Origin of the sequence: Acinetobacter sp. Ver3 (assembly GCF_000632455.1) — a bacterium.
GTDB lineage: Bacteria > Pseudomonadota > Gammaproteobacteria > Pseudomonadales > Moraxellaceae > Acinetobacter.
In genome coordinates, this window is record NZ_JFYL01000026.1 from 1 (window position 1) to 18,319 (window position 18,319).

An 18,319-nucleotide genomic window follows, 5' to 3' on the forward strand; every position below is an offset into this window, starting at 1 on the left:
CAAAAGCAACTCAAACATGATCCAACAGTTGTCTAAGTAGCCCGCTGATAAATTAAGCTGTATACACTATTCATAGTATCGATAGCCCAATCTGAAACATCATATTTATCACTGAAAAATCCCATTTATAGATATGCTTTGCACCATCATATAGAAGTTGGAACTGATCTAAGTAACCATAATATGGGATTTGATTAATGAAAAATAAGTTCTAGAAACACCAATTCACCCTACTAAAGAAGATAAAATGACACAGGCTAACTTGGACTATATTTAAAAAAAAATCAATTCATTCAACAATTTCAGATTTAAGTTGTGAAAATTTGCCTAAACTGCAAGCTGTTTATTAAACAAATGCTTTGAAGGACGAGAACAACTTAGGCATTCAACATAATATTTAAGTGGTGACTTTAATAAAATCTCGCTCACCGCATTCGACTCATTTAACCAAGCAAGCGATTTATTCGTGCCAAGAATAGCATTCCCTTTTATGGAGTAGATATAGAGTTTATTTAAGTTAGCTTTTAAGTCATTTGCTGCCAAATATTGTTCAAGCGTGAATGATTGATCGTGATCAATAGACCATTTTTCAGAAAACCACAACTGCAATAACTCTCCCAAAACCAGATGATGTTTTTTAAAAGGAAATACATCAACTATCGCGCCCTCGACTTCAGTGAAATAAGAAGTAGGCGAATTTAAGATAGACAGGTAATTTTGTTTATAGAATTCAAGATTAGAAAAGATCTGAGAAATGGTAAGCGTATTCATTCGCTTTCTCCTATTTTAGCCATTTAGTGCTGGCAAGTTGGTATAAATCCACACTGCTTAAAACTCTGTTTCAAGCGCTCTGTTGTTAAATAAATCTAACAAGCTCATTCTAAATTGGCAAGTAAATTTAAAAAAAACATTTTATTTGAGCAAATAAACAACATGCGGCTCAAAAGTGACAATTGTATGGCAATTTACACTTGACCCAATCTCAAATCCCCTTATAATCGCATTCAGATTCTCCAATAGCTCAGTCGGTAGAGCGACGGACTGTTAATCCGCAGGTCCCTGGTTCGAGCCCAGGTTGGAGAGCCAAATACTAAAAAGCCCAAGCATTTAAGACTTGGGCTTTTTTTTATGCCAAAAAAATCCTCCACTTGGGAGGATTTTCTCAACCATATTTTAAGCTGCTTTTGCTGGAACTCCACTGTGAAAACGGAAGGTTTCATCAGGTGTTAAGATGAGTTGCTTTTCAACTTCACGAATGTGCTCAATACGACTTTGAATATCCTCCTCAGGATCTTTCAATTTCGCAGTTTTAGCCACATCCAGAGCTAGTGCCAAATAATCCTCGTAATGGCGTGATTCAGATTTTAGTAAGTAGCGATAATAGCGCCCTAATTCCTCATCAACTCTGGGCGCTAATGCATAAAAACGTTCACATGAGCGTGCTTCCACAAACGCACCAATAATTAAAACATCAATCAGCGCTTCTGGTTCATACGTTCGAATTTCTTTGCGTAAGCCACCCGCATAACGCCCAGCACTTAAACCAACCCATTGCTGCCCGCGCTTATTCATAAACTCTAAAACCTGCTCATAATGCAGCATTTCCTCACGCACTAATTGAGCGAGCTTGACTTGTAAATCTACAAAAAAGCTGTATCTAAACATGAGATTCATGGCTGTACTGGCTGCTTTCTTTTCACAGTTCGCATGATCTTGCATCAAAATATCAAGATTATTTACAGCCTCATCTAACCAAGCTTGTGGAGTTTCGCAACCAAGGAAGCCTATGACAGGCTTCATTAATTCATCATAATCAATATTTGACATAGTACTCATCAATCTTATCGTGCAGCTTTGATTGCTGCTTTCATATCTTGAACTGCTTGCGTAAGTCCTTTAAAAACAGCATCGGCAATCAGAGAATGTCCAATATTCAATTCGTGTATTTGAGGAATTGCTGCAATAGGAGCAACATTGTCAAGATTAAGTCCATGCCCAGCATTTACAACCAAACCTTTAGCAGCAGCGTATTCTGTTCCACGGATAATACGTTGTAACTCTACCTGCTGTGCTTCTTCTGTTTCAGCATCTGCATAAGCACCTGTATGAATCTCAATAGTTGGCGCACCACAGGCAATTGCAGCATCAATTTGTTCAATATCAGCATCGATAAATAACGATACATCACATCCAATCGCTGCTAATTCCTGTGTAGCAGACTTAACAGCCTCAAAATTACCAACAACATCTAAGCCACCTTCGGTCGTGACTTCTTGACGCTTTTCAGGCACAAAACACACGTGATGCGGCTTTATTTCTTTAGCAAATGCCACCATCTCATCTGTCACTGCCATTTCAAGGTTCATGCGTGTTTTAAGTACAGGGCGCATGCGACGGACATCATCATCATGAATATGACGACGATCCTCACGTAAATGTAATGTAATGCCTTCAGCCCCTGCCTCTTCACAAATTAGTGCTGCCTGTACTGGATCCGGGTAGCGTGTGCCTCGAGCCTGTCTTAGAGTTGCAACATGATCAATGTTCACACCAAGCAATGCAGCCATAACATTTTCCTAATTTGATTTTGATTGAGCGTTTTGAATCCACAATTGACGACTTTTTAGTGGGCGATCACCCAATAATGAAGTAATCATTTGACGATATAATTTATTCAACAATTGTAACTGTTCAGCGTTGAAATCTGTACCATTTTTATAATTTATCATGCCGCGAATTTGCTCACCTGTCAGTGTAGCGGCACTTGAATACTGAACTGGTATGAAGCCTTCGTTTAATTGAAATTGATATTTTTGTGAAGTTAAAATTTCATTTTGGTGTGCGTCTATCGAGTAATCAATCGCATAACCAAGCTCTTCTAGAAGTACGTATTCAAATTGACGAAGAATTTGCTTCAAGAATTCGTTAGGATTTGAATGTTGGGCTAATTTTTGTAAACTTTCTAATGTCTTGTGGTACTGTGCAAAAGTATCTGGCATTGCCTCTTCTAATGGGCATAATCTCAATAAGATTTCATTTAAATAAAATCCTGAAAAGAATGCATCACCATGAAAAAAAATGGGATGATTAACAATTTCTAATTTTGTGAAATTTTTTAATTCAGACTTTCCTGTCGCTTGAAGTGCGATAGGCTGATACTGCGGTGGTGGAGGTTGTCTTAGTATGCCGTCAACTCGTCCATACTCTTCAGTGAATAAATGGACAATATGACTCCGCTCTCGATACTTTCGATGATGGATTAAGTATCCATGCAAAAGTTCATTTCGCATCGACTAATCTTATTATTTATCTTTCTTTAGTTCTTCTTCATCATCGTCATTACTATCGGGAATAACAGCCCCAACTACTGCTGCAGTACCTTTGACAACTCCTTTGGTGGTTTTATACGCAACTTTTACAGGAACTGTGACAACTTTATGAATGCAACCTTGTAAAACCAAAGCACATACAATTATCGCAACCATCTTGATCATCATCAGCTCCTATAACCGTTTAATCCTTAGATATCACTATATCCTAAGCTTTTTAATGCACGCTCATCATCAGACCAACCGCCTTTGACTTTAACCCAAAGGGTGAGCATGATCTTTTCTTCGAACATTTTTTCCATATCAGCACGTGCATCCATACCAATTTTTTTCAATTTTGATCCTTTTTCACCGATGACAATGGCTTTTTGCCCAGGGCGATCAACAAAAATCGTAGCATCAATATAGGTACATGCAGGCTTCATACGACCAGTTTTCTCATTTAAAGTCGCTTCTTCTGTTTTAAACGATTCAATTTGAACTGTTAAATCATATGGAAGCTCTTCACCCAGTTGACGCATGATTTTTTCACGAATAATTTCAGAAGCTAAGAAGCGTTCAGAACGATCTGTGAGTTGATCTAGTGCATACAATGGTGGTTGAAACGGTAAGTATTTTTCGATCGTATCACGAAGATGATCAAGGTTAGCGCCACGCAATGCCGATACCGGAACGATCTCAGCAAAATTCATTAATTTAGTACGTTCTTGAATTAGTGGTAATGCCTGATTTTTATTCTCAAATGTGTCCAATTTATTAATGACCAAGATGACAGGCATTTCGGCATTTTTGAGCTTCTCAAGGACTAATTCATCATTTTGAGTCCATTTGTCAGCGTCTACAACAAACAGTACAAGATTTACATCACGCAAGGCTGAATGAGCTGCACGATTCATCATTTTATTGATAGCACGGACTTCTTTCTTATGCATTCCAGGGGTGTCAACAAATACTGCCTGAGATTTCTCACGCGTATCAATACCCACAATCTTGTGTCGAGTTGTTTGAGGCTTACGAGACGTAATAGAAAGCTTCTGACCCAAAATATGGTTCATTAATGTAGATTTACCTACATTCGGACGACCTACAATTGCTACAAAGCCACTTTTGTAGTCTGAGGGAATTGTAGTACCTTGAGAACTAAAAAATTGATTGATTAAATCATTGCCGCTGTCTTGCGACTCGTGATCAGCATCGATGTGATCGGAATGAGTAGTCATGAAGACTTTTGCTCCAAAAATTTTAAAATTTCCGCCGCTACTGCTTGCTCAGCAAAACGACGACTTGAACCCTCACCCATACATTTTGGCAAGCCTTCAACCATACATTCCACTTTAAAATGTTGGTTTGGTGCATCACCCTGAATATCAACAACCTCATACACTGGGAGAGGTTTTTTACGAGCTTGAAGATACTCTTGTAAACGGGACTTAGGATCTTTCAATTGATCTGTTGGTTCAATATGATCTAAATAAGGTTCATACCATTTCAACACAATTGATTCTAACAACTTTAAATCTTGGCTATCAGTATAGATTGCACCAATAATCGCTTCGACTGTGTCAGCGAGTATCGACTCTCTATGATGACCACCAGATTTTAATTCACCAGTACTGAGTATTAAACTCTGACTAAGTTTCAAATCTGTTGCAATTTTGCCTAACGCTTCTTGTCGAACCAAAGTAGCTCGCATACGCGTCAGACGACCTTCGTTTTCATGTGGATAAGCATGATAAAGGTAATTGGCAATAATCATACCTAACAATGAATCGCCTAGAAACTCTAGGCGTTCATAGTTATGTTTATGGCTAACCGATCGGTGTGTCAATGCAAGTTGAAGTAATTCAATTTTCTTGAACTGATAACCGATGCGACTCAGTAAGCGAGAATCACTTACTTTGAACTGACCTTTGATCAAAACTTTTCTCGAATGTGAGGACTAAATCAATATTAAATAAGAATGGCTTTCTTACTTCATATTTCTTTGTCACTTGTAAACCTTGTTTAGATTTGACAGTCGCAATATCTTTGAACTCAATGTCACGGATATTGTTCATGCTAAATTTCTGCCCCATTGTTGAAGCAAACTGTTGTGGTGTTGTCGCCTTTGAGCTGATTGCAACTTGCTCTTCAATCAATTGATTGATTAGTCGGTCATCCCAATAAGGCTGCCACAATGCTACGAGCACTTTAAGTCCAAATGCCGCAACAATTACCCCTAATAAAATCGCTGTATACGATGCACCACGTTGAGTGTTACGCATTTTTTATTATCCATATATTTGAAGATTACTGAATTTGACCATTACGACTGAATGATGGCAATTTCAAACCAGCTTCTTTATGCATCCATACATAAATTGCTTGTCCTGTTAAATTTGCCTCAGGTACGAATCCCCAGATTCGACTATCAGCACTCTGATCACGGTTGTCACCCATGGCAAAGTAATATCCTTTCGGAACAGTTACTTCCCAGCTTTGACCATTTGTTCTCACAAAGCGATCATTCGCAGTGGCAACATAAGGAAGATCTTGTTTGGTTTGTGCATAATTGAAATGCGCAATAATCGGGTTTTGACCTTCCAAATTACGAACCAAATACTTATGATCACCTAAAGTTTCATAATGATAAATTGAATTTGGCGTGTCTGAAACATCTTTTTCACGATTAAATTCAGCCGATTCCGTTACAACTTTTTCACCATTGATAGTTAATTGATTATTCTCAAAAACGATATGATCACCAGGTAAACCAATAATACGCTTAATATAGCTAATTGATGGGTTTGGTGGATATCTAAATACCGCCACATCACCACGTTCAGGCTCATTGACATTCAACACTTTGGTGTTACTAATCGGTAAACGAACACCATATTGATATTTGTTTACCAAGATATAATCACCCGTTTCCAATGCCGGAACCATGGATTCAGAAGGAATATTATAAGGTTCAAAGAAGAATGAACGCAGCACTAACACAACTGCAAGTACAGGCCAAAAATCATATGCCCATGTAATAATGAAATTTTCATTCCCTTTTCCTTTGGTTGCTCTTTGTTTGAGCACCAATTTATCCAGCAACCATAATCCAAAAAAGATTAGGGTTGCAGGTACGAGAATGAGGTTAAAATCAAAATCCATGGGATATTCCTTGTTGTTATCGCTCTACTTTTAACACAGCTAAGAAAGCTTCTTGTGGGATTTCTACACTACCCACCTGCTTCATACGTTTCTTACCTTCTTTCTGTTTAGCGAGAAGTTTCTTCTTACGTGAAACGTCACCACCATAACATTTTGCCAATACGTTCTTACGCATTGCTTTTACTGTCGAACGCGCGATAATTTGAGCACCAATCGCAGCTTGAATCGCCACATCAAACATTTGACGAGGAATCAAATCTTTCATTTTTTCTACAAGTGCAATACCACGATGACGCGCATCTTGACGGTGACAAATCATTGCCAATGCATCAACTTTTTCACCATTGATCAAGACATCTACTTTTACAAGAGAAGAAGACTCAAAACGGATGAAGTTATAATCTAACGATGCAAAACCACGTGAACATGATTTTAATTTATCGAAGAAATCCATCACGACTTCAGCCATTGGTATTTCAAATGTAATGGCTACTTGGTTTGCCATAAACTTCATGTCTTTTTGAACACCGCGTCGTTCAACACACAACGTCATTACATTACCAAGATATTCTTGTGGCACAAGGATATTACATTCTGCGATCGGCTCACGAAGGTCTTCTACAGTAGATCCATCTGGCATTTTTGATGGACTGTCGATATAAACTGTCTCACCACTCTTCATGACAGCTTCGTAAATTACAGTCGGTGCTGACGAAATAAGGTCTAAATCATACTCACGCTCTAAGCGCTCTTGTACAATCTCCATGTGCAGCATACCCAAGAAACCGCAACGGAAACCAAATCCTAATGCATCAGAACTTTCAGGTTCAAAGAATAATGCTGAATCGTTAATTTGCAGTTTTTGTAATGCTTCACGGAAAGGTTCAAATTCACTCGAATCAATTGGGAATAAACCAGCATATACCTGTGGTTTAACTTTTTTGAACCCAGGTAAAGTTTCTACTTCCGGCGTTGTAGCAAGTGTAATCGTATCACCAACTGGCGCACCAAAAATATCTTTGATACCAGCAATCACAAAGCCGACTTCACCTGCTTCTAAAATATCAGTTTCTGTATGTTTAGGATTGAAAATACCGACAGAGGTAATGATGTGCGTTTGACCTGTTGATTTCATCAACATTTTATCGCCTTTACGCACACGACCTTGCTTAATACGAACTAAGGATACAACACCTAGATAGTTGTCAAACCATGAGTCAATAATTAAAGCTTGAAGCGGCGCTTCACGGTCACCCGTCGGAGCAGGAATGGTATTCACAAGTGTTTCTAAAACACCTTCGATTCCTAATCCAGTTTTAGCTGAACACGTAGGTGCTTCAGTTGCTTCAATTCCGATAATGTCTTCAATTTCTTGAATAACACGCTCTGGTTCAGCTTGAGGTAAATCAATTTTATTGAGTACTGGAAGAACCTCAAGACCTTGCTCAATAGCTGTATAACAGTTTGCAACTGACTGAGCTTCAACACCCTGAGCTGCGTCTACAACTAAAAGTGCACCTTCACAAGCAGCAAGCGAGCGCGAAACTTCATATGAGAAGTCAACGTGCCCAGGTGTATCAATAAAGTTCAGTTGATATTCTTCGCCATTTGGGTGTGTATAATAAAGCGTCACAGATGCAGCTTTAATGGTAATCCCGCGCTCACGCTCAAGCTCCATTGAGTCTAGAACTTGCGCTTGCATTTCGCGATCTTGCAAACCACCACAGGTCTGAATAAAACGGTCAGCTAAAGTTGACTTCCCGTGATCAATGTGAGCAATGATCGAAAAGTTACGTATATTTTTGATATTTACGGATTTTTTAGCTTGCGCCATGGGTTACCTTGAACAATAAATTGCGCTATGTATGAAGTAAAAACTACATAGCAAAAGCTGTTTAACAAATTGCGGACGATTATAGCAGATGGATTTTTCAAAGTATTCATAATAATGAACACCATGTGGTGAAATATTTAATTCGTCCGACTCAAGCAATTCTTTAGACAGCGGATAAAGAATAATCTTGAGTGAAATCCAAAGGATTTAATACCCCAGAAATAGGCTGATAAGCTTGAGTAAATGTTGGAGATAATCGTTTGGGTCTGCCTGTCGCAATCTCTACACAGGCCCATTTGGTATTTCCCACAAATAATAATGATTGGTCTAAAGGTCTAAAAAAAGCGTACTGACGGAATGAATACATCGCATTCAAATCATTAAGCCAAGTTCTTAAAATAATTTCATCATTTTCAAAACACGCCTTTCTGTAATTCATGTGATGCTCAACTGCAACCATGGCATGTTTGAGTTCTAGATATTGCTCAACCCCTAAACCCAGTTGTTCAATATGTGCTGTTGCAACATCTTGCATCCATTTTACATACACCACATTATTCACATGACCTAAAATATCAATGTCTTGTGCTGTTGCTTTTATTTTAAGGTCAAAGATTGTACTCACTGTATTCCCTTGTATTGCGTATTCATCATCAACATTCGAAAAGAGTTTAATATAATTTTAGGGTTAAATAAAAAAGACCTTGCTATCGCAAGGCCTTTTATTCAATTCATGTTTACTTGATTCTCAATCCGATCATGGCATTTCGCCCTTCACGGATGATACCCACTCGTGCAACTGTATTCGTTTTAAGATTAGCCACCGCTTCCACAAAATCTTGTGTTGTACTTACATTCTTACCATTAATCGAGGTGATCACATCACCAGCCATAATACGAGATTGTGCCGCCAAACCTCCGCGTACAACCTCTTGAATGTAGACACCACCTTTAACACCAAGACGTGTTTTTTCAACAGGTGCAAGTTCGCGAATCGCAACACCTAGTGTAGGTCCGCGTTTTTTGGCTTCACTTACATTTTGCGCTTGTGCTGGTGTTTCGTCTGGTGCTGATGCAAGTGTTGCTGTAATCGTACGTACACGTTCATCACGCAATATTTCTAACTGAATTTTTTGATTTGGCTGTGTTCTATTTAAGTAATTTAATAGCTCACTCGTTCTTGAAATTGCAGTTCCGTTGTACTTCAAAATAATATCATTTTGTTTTAAGCCAGCGCGCTCTGCTGGGGAATTTGGCGCAATTTCTGTGATTAAAGCACCTTCAGGTTTTGGTAGTTTATAAGCTTCTGCGAGGTTACGATCGATCTCTTGTAAATGAATACCAAGATATGAGCGAGTAACTTTACCATTTTTCTTTAATTGATCCGCCACATCCATGGCTACATCGATTGGAATGGAGAACGACAATCCCATATATCCGCCAGTACCACTGAAAATACGAGAGTTCACACCAATCACTTGACCTTGTTGATTAAACAATGGTCCCCCAGAGTTACCAGGGTTTAATGCGACATCGGTTTGAATAAACGGAACTGATGTTTCACCCAACATATTTCTTGATTTGGCACTGACAATCCCCGCAGATGCCGAGTATTCAAAACCAAACGGTGAGCCAATCGCGAGAACAGGTTCCCCAACTCTTAATTGGTCGATATTCCCCGTTGAAAGTGCTGGGTAGTTCGTACCTTCAACTTTCAGTAATGCCACATCAGTACGTTCATCACTACCAATAACTTTGGCATCAATCTCGCGACGATCATTTAACATGATGGTGATTTGTGAAGCATTTTCTACAACATGATGGTTGGTAATCAGGTAACCATCACGGCTAATAAAAAATGCACTCCCAAAACCCGTTTTCTCTTGAGGAGCTTGGCGCTGCGGAATAATAATTTGATTGCCGAAGAATCGTTTCAGTAGTTCAGGTACTTGTTGTTGAAGAATTTCTTCTTGTGTCATTTTCTTAACAACATTCACGCTGACGACACCCGGACTTACTCGCTCTACAAGATTTGAAAAGTCAACAGTAGCCGCCGCTTGAGTTTGCACTGCCGCAGTAAAGACTGCAACAAAAAGTCCTGATGCTATAACGCGATTTTTCATGTTAAGTGAACTCTCATTTATGATTCTTGGATAAAATATTTTTTAGCACAATCAAAATTCTCTGTGCGTAAATAAATGTTTCTATATTAATAGAAAACAATACTTTACTTAAAATATGATTAAAAACTAATAGTTCAAGTGCATAAAAAAAAATTTGATCAATCAAACTCTTGAATTTTGCTTTGAAAAAGAGCCATATTAACGCACTTTTTAAAATTCAGTTTGCGAATGGAAATGCCGAAAAATACAAGTGCGCATCAATTTGATGTGATTATTGTGGGCAGTGGCGGTGCGGGTTTAAGTCTAGCACTCTCATTACCTGATCATTTTAATATCGCAGTGTTAGCAAAATCTCATTTGAAAGATGCCAGCACGTATTATGCTCAAGGCGGCGTTGCAGCTGTTCTTGATGAGGCTGATTCTATTCAACAACATATTGATGACACGCTCATTGCAGGTGCTTATCTCTGTGAAAAACAAGCTGTTCAACACACGGTTGAAGGGGGGAAACCCTCTGTTGATTTTTTACTGAAACAAGGTGTTAAATTCACACTGGATGATGAAGATAACTTGCATCTCACACGTGAAGGTGGGCATTCTCAGCGCCGCATTATTCATTCCGCAGATGCAACTGGCAAAGCAATTTCAACTACTTTAGTTGAACGTGCACAAGAAAAAAACAATATTCACATCTTTGAAAATTACATTGCGATTGACCTCATTACAGCGCATAAGCTGGGGCATTTGAATCAGGAAAATCGTGCTTTGGGCTTATATGCTTTAGATGAGCAAACCGAGCAAGTGCATACTTTCTTAGCACCTTTTACTGCACTGGCATGTGGCGGTGCCATGAAAGCATATTTATATACCTCTAACCCTGATATCGCTACAGGCGATGGTATTGCAATGGCATATCGTGCTGGATGCCGCGTAGCCAATATGGAATTTAATCAATTCCACCCAACCTGCTTATATCATCCTCAAGCACGTTCCTTCTTAATTACTGAAGCAATGCGTGGTGAAGGCGCTTATCTTCGTTTACCTGATGGCGAACGCTTCATGCTCCGTTTCGATGATCGTGCTGAGTTAGCACCACGCGATATTGTAGCTCGAGCTATCGACTACGAAATTAAACGATTGGGTATACGACATGTCTGGCTAGATATTACCCACAAAACCCCTGAGTTCATTAAAGAGCACTTCCCCACTTTGTATGCTCGCCTACTCGAGCTGGGTATTGATATTACCAAAGATATGATCCCAGTTGTGCCAGCAGCGCACTACACCTGTGGTGGTGTAGTCGTCGATGAACATAGTCAAACGGACATTCAAGGTCTATATGCGATTGGTGAGACATCTTATACGGGTTTACACGGCGCTAACCGTATGGCAAGTAACTCACTTTTAGAATGTTTTGTATATGGCATGAGTGCAGCAAAGCATATTCAAGATCAGCATCAAAATATTATAGATCACTATGAAGTCCCTGAATGGGATGCTTCTCAAGTCATGAATCCTGATGAAGACGTTGTCATTTTACAAAACTGGGATGAGTTACGTCAGACCATGTGGAATTATGTAGGTATTGTACGAACGACCAAACGTTTAGAACGTGCATTACATCGCGTTGAAATGCTGAAACATGAAATCACCGAATATTATCAAGATTATCATGTCAGTAAAAATCTAATTGAGCTTCGTAACCTTGTACTCGTTTCTGAGATGATTATTCGTTGTGCGATGCAAAGAAAAGAATCACGCGGATTACATTACACTTTGGACTATCCTGAGCCTTCGCAAGAATTACGAAAAACCGTACTCACCCCACCAAATTTTGAAGTGGAAACACCTTTAGTTGAGGTTTAAGTTCAAAATAAAAAAGCGAGTTCATACTCGCTTTTTTATGCCCTTTTGGGAGGAATTGAGTAAGTCCCAGTAACGTGCGCTATAGGCTCATCGTCCCCAATAGAGTACAAGTAAACCTCTCCGACAACTAGAGTTTTGCCAACTTTCATTAATTTACAAACACCCTTGATGTCACAACCACCTTTCGGTTTTTTAAGAAAGTTTATATTCATATTGGTCGTCACTGTAAGACCTACAATACCAATTTCTCCCAGTATTGCGATATACAATCCATAATCGGCTGCTGTCATCATAGTCGGACCTGAAACTGTCCCTCCAGGTCTTAAATCATTTTCATCAACATGATAAATGACTGTAGCACCACGTGGCTCTACTGACACTATTTCACATTTTTGGAGACTTTGTGGAAATTCGGTTTGTAGGAATTTGAATATTTCTTCTTTATTACTGATCATATTGAGTCTAATCGTTTTTCCATAAACAATGACTCAATATAAATCATATTTGCTTTTTTAATTAGCACTTATGCTCAGCTTTCCATGAACTAATTCGTTCAATTGCATCATTAAATACTTGCTCAGGACTTTGTGTTGCATCAATACGCTTAACACGATTCGGCTCTAACTGATGCAATTCAGCAAATCCTGCACGTACTTTTTCAAAAAAAGCTGCTTTTTCTTGTTCAAACCGATCCAATGCTCCACGCGCTCGTGCTCGTTGCATTCCGAGCTCAGTCGGAGCATCCAACCAAAATGTCAGGTCTGGCATTTTTAGGACAAAGTTTTGGTTTAAAAGTGCTAATTTTTCACGACTTAACCCACGACCTGCACACTGATACGCGAAACTGCTGTCACAAAAACGGTCGCATAACACGATCGAACTATTTTCAAGTGCAGGCATTATGACTTGTTGCAGATGTTGCGCTCGAGCTGCGTACATTAATAATAGTTCAGTATCATTACTCATTCTTTCTTCATGATTCACCGTCAGAAGTACGGAACGAATTTGCTCAGCGAGCGGAGTACCACCTGGTTCACGAGTTAGAACAACTTGCTTTGATTGCTCAAGGAAGTAGTCACGAATTTTATGAATTAATGTCGTTTTACCAACACCTTCTGTGCCTTCAAAGCTAATAAACACGTCTATTTTACCCCTTATTTTTTAGATCGAATCACAGCAAGATATTCTTGAACAGCGCGATTATGGTCAGCTAGATTGGTACTGAATTTGTGACCTCCATTTCCAGTCGCCACAAAATAAATATAGTCAGAATGATCTGGATGCATTGCCGCTTCGATCGCTTTATCACTTGGTAATGCGATCGGTGTTGGTGGCAATCCGTAAATCGTATATGTGTTATATGGTGTCGGCGTTCTTAAATCTTTACGGGTAATGTTGCCCGTATATTGATCGCCCATGCCATAAATTACGGTTGGATCAGTTTGTAAACGCATACCTATTTTTAATCGACGAACGAATACGCCCGAGACTTTATCTAACTCATGATCAACATTGGTTTCTTTCTCAATGATTGATGCCATGATGAGCGCTTCATATTTATTTTTATAAGGCAAATCAGAAGCTCGATTTTCCCAGGCTTTATCTAGTGCCTTCATCTGATGTTGATACAAATCAGTTAAAATTTTACGATCTGTTTCACCCTTCGCAAAAAAATAAGTATTAGGCGCAAATAAACCTTCTGGATGTGAAAATGGAATATTCAATTCCTTTAATATTTCTGCATCACTCAAATGAACTAGCTCTTTCGTCACCAATTCATCATTTTTGAGTGCATTTTTTAACTGCTTAAATGTTGTACCCTCAATGACCAAAATTCGATTCAGTTGTGCATTTTCAGAATTCGAAATCATGTCTAGAACTTGACGGACACTCATTCCCTCTTTAACTTCATAAACTCCAGCTTTCATGCTGTCATGAATCATCAATCGTTGATAAATCTTTAAAATAATGGGAAATGAAACTTGTTTATTTTGAGCTAAACGATCAATAAATTGTGAGTAAGTATCACCATGATTAATCGCGAGCATTTGCTTTTTACCCTCTACAGGATAATCCTTCCATAGACTTGTAGATAGAATCATGGTTGCAAGCAACATTAGGCCTGCAATAATGAGTAGAAGCGCTTTAGGTTTAAAGGATGTCTTGCTGTTCTTTTTCTTTGTTGATTTCTGAGGAGAGGACATAAGCTTTAAATCTGATTAAGTTGAAGGTAGTGAAAAAGATCAATACACGCTTGTGTATCTAATCGACGATCATCAAGGCAAGAGGCGATTTTCATTGGGTGGAGCGCATTACAATAAAATACACTTTGAATGTGAGGAAGCTCATTCAAATCAATTACTCTTTTTTGGAACGTTATACCATAATGATTCATGCGCTCCAAAATTTCAGCACGCATCACCCCATGAACTCCATTATAACGAAGTTCAGGGCAAATCCACGTATCATTCAATCGTATAAAGCAGTTGCTGCTGATTCCTTCAACAATATAGCCTTGCACATCTGTAACTAAGGCTTCTTGAAAACCCTTCTCATCAGCTTCCTGCTTTAGTAACACTTGTTCTAACCGATTCAGTGATTTAATTCCCACCAATTGTGGCATGGTTAAACCCATCGCTCGCTCAAGTAAACCACTCACAATGACTTCATAGTGATGATCAGTCACGTTTTGCGGATAATAATACAACCAAAGATCTGCTGAATGATGAGGTAAACTGTATCCTCGTTGCCCCTCGCCTCGACTCAGTACAATTTTAATGGTCCCGTTTAATTGATCATACTCTTGGTGTAAATACTGGATAGACTCAGAAATATAGTCAAGATTAGCTTGAAGTGACAATCGCTCAATGGCGGTATTCAATCTTTTTAAATGACGTTCAAATAATTCAATTTTATTATTTCGAATTCTCGCCGTGGTAAAACAGCCATCTCCATAATGGAAGCCTCGATCAAAAATAGATATTGCATCTATTGGCTTGGCATTTTTTAAACAGATCATTTCAAGCAACCTCATTCCGTTCTCATAGTGTAAAAAGTCACTCACAAAATGAATAGCTGTTTTGATCATAACTTTTTCATTTCTTCTTATTTTTTTATTTTAAAAAATTTCCCTATGCTCAAATCATCAAAAAACGACAAACACATAGGAATAATGATGCGTTCTTTTAAAATTGGGGTCATTGCAGCTTTACTTTCAGTCACTTCTGTTTCTACACTCGCAAAAGATTTTTTAAATGTTTCATATGATCCAACTCGCGAACTTTATGACAACTTTAATAAAGAGTTTGGAGCATATTGGAAAAAGCAGACTGGTCAAGATTTGAATTTTAAACAATCTCATGGTGGATCTGGTAAACAAGCGCGTGCGGTCATTGATGGCCTAGATGCAGACGTCGTGACTCTCGCACTCGCAGCAGATATTGATGCGATTGCTGAAAAAACCAATTTATTACCAAAAGACTGGCAGAAAAAATTCCCACAGAACTCTACACCCTATACCTCAACCATCGTGTTTTTAGTCAAAAAAGGCAATCCCAAAGGGATCAAAGACTGGGGAGACTTGATTAAAAATAATGTTGGAATTATTACGCCAAACCCTAAGACGTCAGGTGGAGCGCGTTGGAATTACTTAGCAGCATGGGCTTGGGCAAAACACCAACCCGGCGGTAACGATGCTAAAGCACAAGAATTTGTACGACAAATTTATAAAAATACTAAAGTGCTAGACTCTGGTGCACGTGGTGCCACAACAACTTTTGCAGAGCGTGGCATTGGAGATGTACTCCTAGCTTGGGAGAATGAAGCGCATTTAGCACTTCGTGAACAACCTGGAAAATTTGAAATCATTACACCAACACTTTCCATTCTTGCTGAGCCCCCTGTAGCAATTGTTGAGAAAAATGCGCAAAAAGATGGCAATCTCAATGTAGCAAAAGCCTATTTGAATTATCTGTATTCACCAGCTGGTCAAACCATCGCTGCCAAAAATTTTTATCGACCACGAAATGCAACGGTACTTTCAAAATATCAATCCGTGTTTAAACCTTTAAAATTAGTCACGATTGATAAAGAGTTTGGAGGTTGGACAAAAGTCCAAAAACAACATTTTGATAATGGCGGGATATTCGATCAAATTGTCAAAGCAAACAGTAATAAATAAATTAAGATTTAAGCTTTAACTTATGGCTTGCCGATCATATTCATGATCGGCATTTTTTTAACAATACACCTAAATCTTTTTTTTTCATATAAAATTCATTTTTTATTATTTTTTATGCATAAAGATTAGATTTATTCTAGCGCCATGTAACAGAATATTTTCTTTTGAGGTTGCCATGCGCTTTTCAGCTAAATTAAAACTTGGGGTTATTGCAGCTTTTGTTTCAGCTGCTTCGCTTAGCGCTTCCGCTAAAGATTTATTAAACGTCTCTTACGATCCTACTCGTGAACTCTACGTAGAAGTAAATAAAGAATTTGGTGCGTATTGGAAATCTCGGACTGGACAAAATGTCAATTTTCGTCAGTCTCATGGCGGTTCAGGTAAACAAGCGCGTGCAGTCATTGATGGTTTAAATGCAGATGTTGTGACTCTAGCACTTGCAGCTGACATTGATGCGATTGCTGAAAAAACCAATTTATTACCAAAAGATTGGCAGAAAAAATTCCCACATAACTCAACACCCTACACTTCCACAATTGTTTTCCTCGTCAAAAAAGGAAATCCAAAAAATATTGAAGACTGGGGTGATTTAGTAAAACCGGGTGTGGAAATTATTACGCCAAACCCTAAGACCTCAGGTGGTGCACGTTGGAATTATTTAGCGGCTTGGGCATGGGCTAAACACCAACCAGGTGGAAATGACGCCAAAGCACAACAATTTGTTCAACAAATTTATAAACAAACCAAGGTCTTAGATTCGGGTGCTCGTGGCTCAACTACAACTTTTGCTGAACGCGGTATTGGCGATGTTTTGCTTGCTTGGGAAAATGAAGCTCATTTAGCACTGCGTGAACAACCAAGTAAATTTGAAATTGTGACGCCAACACTTTCTATACTTGCTGAACCACCTGTAGCGATCGTTGAAAAAAATGCAGAAAAATCAGGCAATAAATATTTGGCGCAAGGTTATTTGAATTTCCTTTACTCGCCTAAAGGACAACATATTGCCGCAAAGAATTTCTATCGTCCGCGTAATCAAACTGTATTAAAACAATATTCATCAACATTTAAGCCACTGAAATTGGTCACAATTGATCAAGAGTTTGGTGGCTGGGCGAAAGTACAAAAAGCTCATTTTGAGAATAATGGTATTTTTGACCAAATTACCAAAGCAAATAACACAAAAAAATAACCAATGGAGCATGACATGATACATACACTCATTGTACCCGGCGTCGGCGGAAGTGATGAAAATCATTGGCAATCATGGTTGCAACGTCAAGTCATGCCATGCTCACGTGTTCAACTAGATGATTGGAACTTTCCTTTACTCTCAGATTGGATCCATCATTTTGTAGAAAAAATTTCGCAGATAGATGCACCCGTACAGATTGTTGCACATAGTTTTGGCTGTTTAACGTCTGTCGCTGCTCTGCATCAGCACCCAGAAATAGCACAGAAAGTTAAACAACTGGTTTTAGTTGCACCAGCCAATCCAAGTCGTTTTGGTGAGAATGGTTTTGCTCGTTTGAGTTTGACTGATTATAGTTTTTACTTTCATCAAATTAAGATTAGCGTTCCCACAAAAATGCTCATCAGTGAAAATGATCCGTGGTTAGGTTTTGAGGATGCAAAAAAACTAGCAAAATCATGGGGTGTAAAACCGATTAACTTAGGTCAAGTTGGTCATATTAATGTTGATTCAGGATTTGGACCATTTCCAGAGATCTTCGATTTTTTGATTCATGATAAGCTGTCGAACTATATCAATAGTATTGATAATGGCAAGTTGTATTACAAATTTGCAATTTAAAGTTCGCCACTTATTCTTGATAAATTTTTT

20 protein-coding genes and 1 tRNA gene are annotated in these 18,319 nt (G+C 38.6%); 5 read left to right on the forward strand and 16 right to left on the reverse strand.

The window, feature by feature from the left end:
• Window positions 1–327: 327 nt before the first annotated feature.
• Entirely contained in the window at window positions 328–771 is a 444-nt protein-coding gene (locus CL42_RS08515; protein WP_035267173.1) for a hypothetical protein, read from the reverse strand.
• Between the two features lie 239 nt (window positions 772–1,010).
• Between CL42_RS08515 and CL42_RS08520 the strand changes: the two genes are divergently transcribed.
• Window positions 1,011–1,086: transfer RNA gene (locus CL42_RS08520), tRNA-Asn, on the forward strand.
• 87 nt (window positions 1,087–1,173) lie between these two features.
• On the opposite strand, the gene CL42_RS08525 is transcribed toward CL42_RS08520, so the two are convergent.
• The 11 genes from CL42_RS08525 to CL42_RS08575 form a co-directional block, all read right to left on the reverse strand.
• On the reverse strand, window positions 1,174–1,827 hold the full coding sequence (locus CL42_RS08525) for a tRNA-(ms[2]io[6]A)-hydroxylase (RefSeq protein ID WP_035267174.1): 654 nt from the start codon (window positions 1,825–1,827) through the stop codon (window positions 1,174–1,176).
• Window positions 1,828–1,841: 14 nt separating this feature from the next.
• Window positions 1,842–2,567, reverse strand: coding sequence for a pyridoxine 5'-phosphate synthase (pdxJ, locus tag CL42_RS08530; protein ID WP_035267175.1), 726 nt, complete (start codon window positions 2,565–2,567; stop codon window positions 1,842–1,844).
• Between the two features lie 9 nt (window positions 2,568–2,576).
• Entirely contained in the window at window positions 2,577–3,290 is a 714-nt protein-coding gene (gene recO, locus CL42_RS08535; protein WP_035267176.1) for a DNA repair protein RecO, read from the reverse strand.
• A gap of 12 nt (window positions 3,291–3,302) precedes the next feature.
• Complete coding sequence (locus CL42_RS08540) at window positions 3,303–3,494, reverse strand: NF038104 family lipoprotein (protein ID WP_035267177.1); 192 nt, start codon at window positions 3,492–3,494, stop codon at window positions 3,303–3,305.
• A 26-nt stretch (window positions 3,495–3,520) separates the two neighbouring features.
• A complete protein-coding gene (gene era / locus CL42_RS08545; RefSeq protein WP_035267178.1) occupies window positions 3,521–4,549 on the reverse strand; it encodes a GTPase Era in 1,029 nt (342 codons plus the stop codon).
• Window positions 4,546–5,247, reverse strand: a complete 702-nt coding sequence (rnc, locus tag CL42_RS08550; RefSeq protein ID WP_035267179.1) for a ribonuclease III — start codon at window positions 5,245–5,247, stop codon at window positions 4,546–4,548. The genes era and rnc overlap by 4 nt, the downstream gene beginning before the upstream one ends.
• A complete protein-coding gene (locus tag CL42_RS08555; protein WP_035267180.1) occupies window positions 5,219–5,593 on the reverse strand; it encodes a DUF4845 domain-containing protein in 375 nt (124 codons plus the stop codon). Before CL42_RS08555 ends, rnc begins: the two co-directional genes overlap by 29 nt.
• A 25-nt stretch (window positions 5,594–5,618) precedes the next feature.
• Window positions 5,619–6,473: a signal peptidase I gene (gene lepB / locus CL42_RS08560; protein WP_035267182.1), complete on the reverse strand. Its 855-nt coding sequence runs from the start codon at window positions 6,471–6,473 to the stop codon at window positions 5,619–5,621.
• 16 nt (window positions 6,474–6,489) lie between these two features.
• Window positions 6,490–8,307, reverse strand: coding sequence for a translation elongation factor 4 (lepA, locus tag CL42_RS08565; RefSeq protein ID WP_035267184.1), 1,818 nt, complete (start codon window positions 8,305–8,307; stop codon window positions 6,490–6,492).
• Between the two features lie 163 nt (window positions 8,308–8,470).
• A complete protein-coding gene (locus CL42_RS08570; protein ID WP_035267186.1) occupies window positions 8,471–8,932 on the reverse strand; it encodes an acyl-CoA thioesterase in 462 nt (153 codons plus the stop codon).
• Window positions 8,933–9,044: 112 nt separating this feature from the next.
• Window positions 9,045–10,430 (reverse strand): Do family serine endopeptidase, encoded by a 1,386-nt coding sequence (locus tag CL42_RS08575; RefSeq protein WP_035267188.1) that lies wholly within the window; start codon window positions 10,428–10,430, stop codon window positions 9,045–9,047.
• A 234-nt stretch (window positions 10,431–10,664) separates the two neighbouring features.
• Here CL42_RS08575 and nadB point away from each other — a divergent pair, with 234 nt between their 5' ends.
• Window positions 10,665–12,296: an L-aspartate oxidase gene (gene nadB, locus CL42_RS08580; protein ID WP_373687171.1), complete on the forward strand. Its 1,632-nt coding sequence runs from the start codon at window positions 10,665–10,667 to the stop codon at window positions 12,294–12,296.
• 35 nt (window positions 12,297–12,331) lie between these two features.
• Here nadB and CL42_RS08585 read toward each other — a convergent pair whose 3' ends face one another.
• From CL42_RS08585 to pabC, 4 genes are all read right to left on the reverse strand, one after another.
• Window positions 12,332–12,751, reverse strand: coding sequence for a PaaI family thioesterase (locus CL42_RS08585; protein ID WP_035267192.1), 420 nt, complete (start codon window positions 12,749–12,751; stop codon window positions 12,332–12,334).
• Between the two features lie 61 nt (window positions 12,752–12,812).
• On the reverse strand, window positions 12,813–13,436 hold the full coding sequence (tmk, locus tag CL42_RS08590; protein WP_035267194.1) for a dTMP kinase: 624 nt from the start codon (window positions 13,434–13,436) through the stop codon (window positions 12,813–12,815).
• A 14-nt stretch (window positions 13,437–13,450) separates the two neighbouring features.
• A complete protein-coding gene (mltG, locus tag CL42_RS08595) occupies window positions 13,451–14,500 on the reverse strand; it encodes an endolytic transglycosylase MltG (protein WP_035267196.1) in 1,050 nt (349 codons plus the stop codon).
• Between the two features lie 5 nt (window positions 14,501–14,505).
• Window positions 14,506–15,315: an aminodeoxychorismate lyase gene (gene pabC / locus CL42_RS08600; protein ID WP_035267240.1), complete on the reverse strand. Its 810-nt coding sequence runs from the start codon at window positions 15,313–15,315 to the stop codon at window positions 14,506–14,508.
• A gap of 153 nt (window positions 15,316–15,468) precedes the next feature.
• Here pabC and CL42_RS08605 point away from each other — a divergent pair, with 153 nt between their 5' ends.
• From CL42_RS08605 to CL42_RS08615, 3 genes are all read left to right on the forward strand, one after another.
• A complete protein-coding gene (locus CL42_RS08605) occupies window positions 15,469–16,476 on the forward strand; it encodes a sulfate ABC transporter substrate-binding protein (protein WP_322840145.1) in 1,008 nt (335 codons plus the stop codon).
• 175 nt (window positions 16,477–16,651) lie between these two features.
• Window positions 16,652–17,668: a sulfate ABC transporter substrate-binding protein gene (locus tag CL42_RS08610; RefSeq protein ID WP_035267199.1), complete on the forward strand. Its 1,017-nt coding sequence runs from the start codon at window positions 16,652–16,654 to the stop codon at window positions 17,666–17,668.
• A gap of 15 nt (window positions 17,669–17,683) precedes the next feature.
• Window positions 17,684–18,289 carry an alpha/beta hydrolase gene (locus CL42_RS08615; RefSeq protein WP_035267200.1) on the forward strand — a complete coding sequence of 202 codons (606 nt, stop codon included), beginning with the start codon at window positions 17,684–17,686 and terminating at the stop codon, window positions 18,287–18,289.
• The last annotated feature ends 30 nt before the right edge of the window (window positions 18,290–18,319 follow it).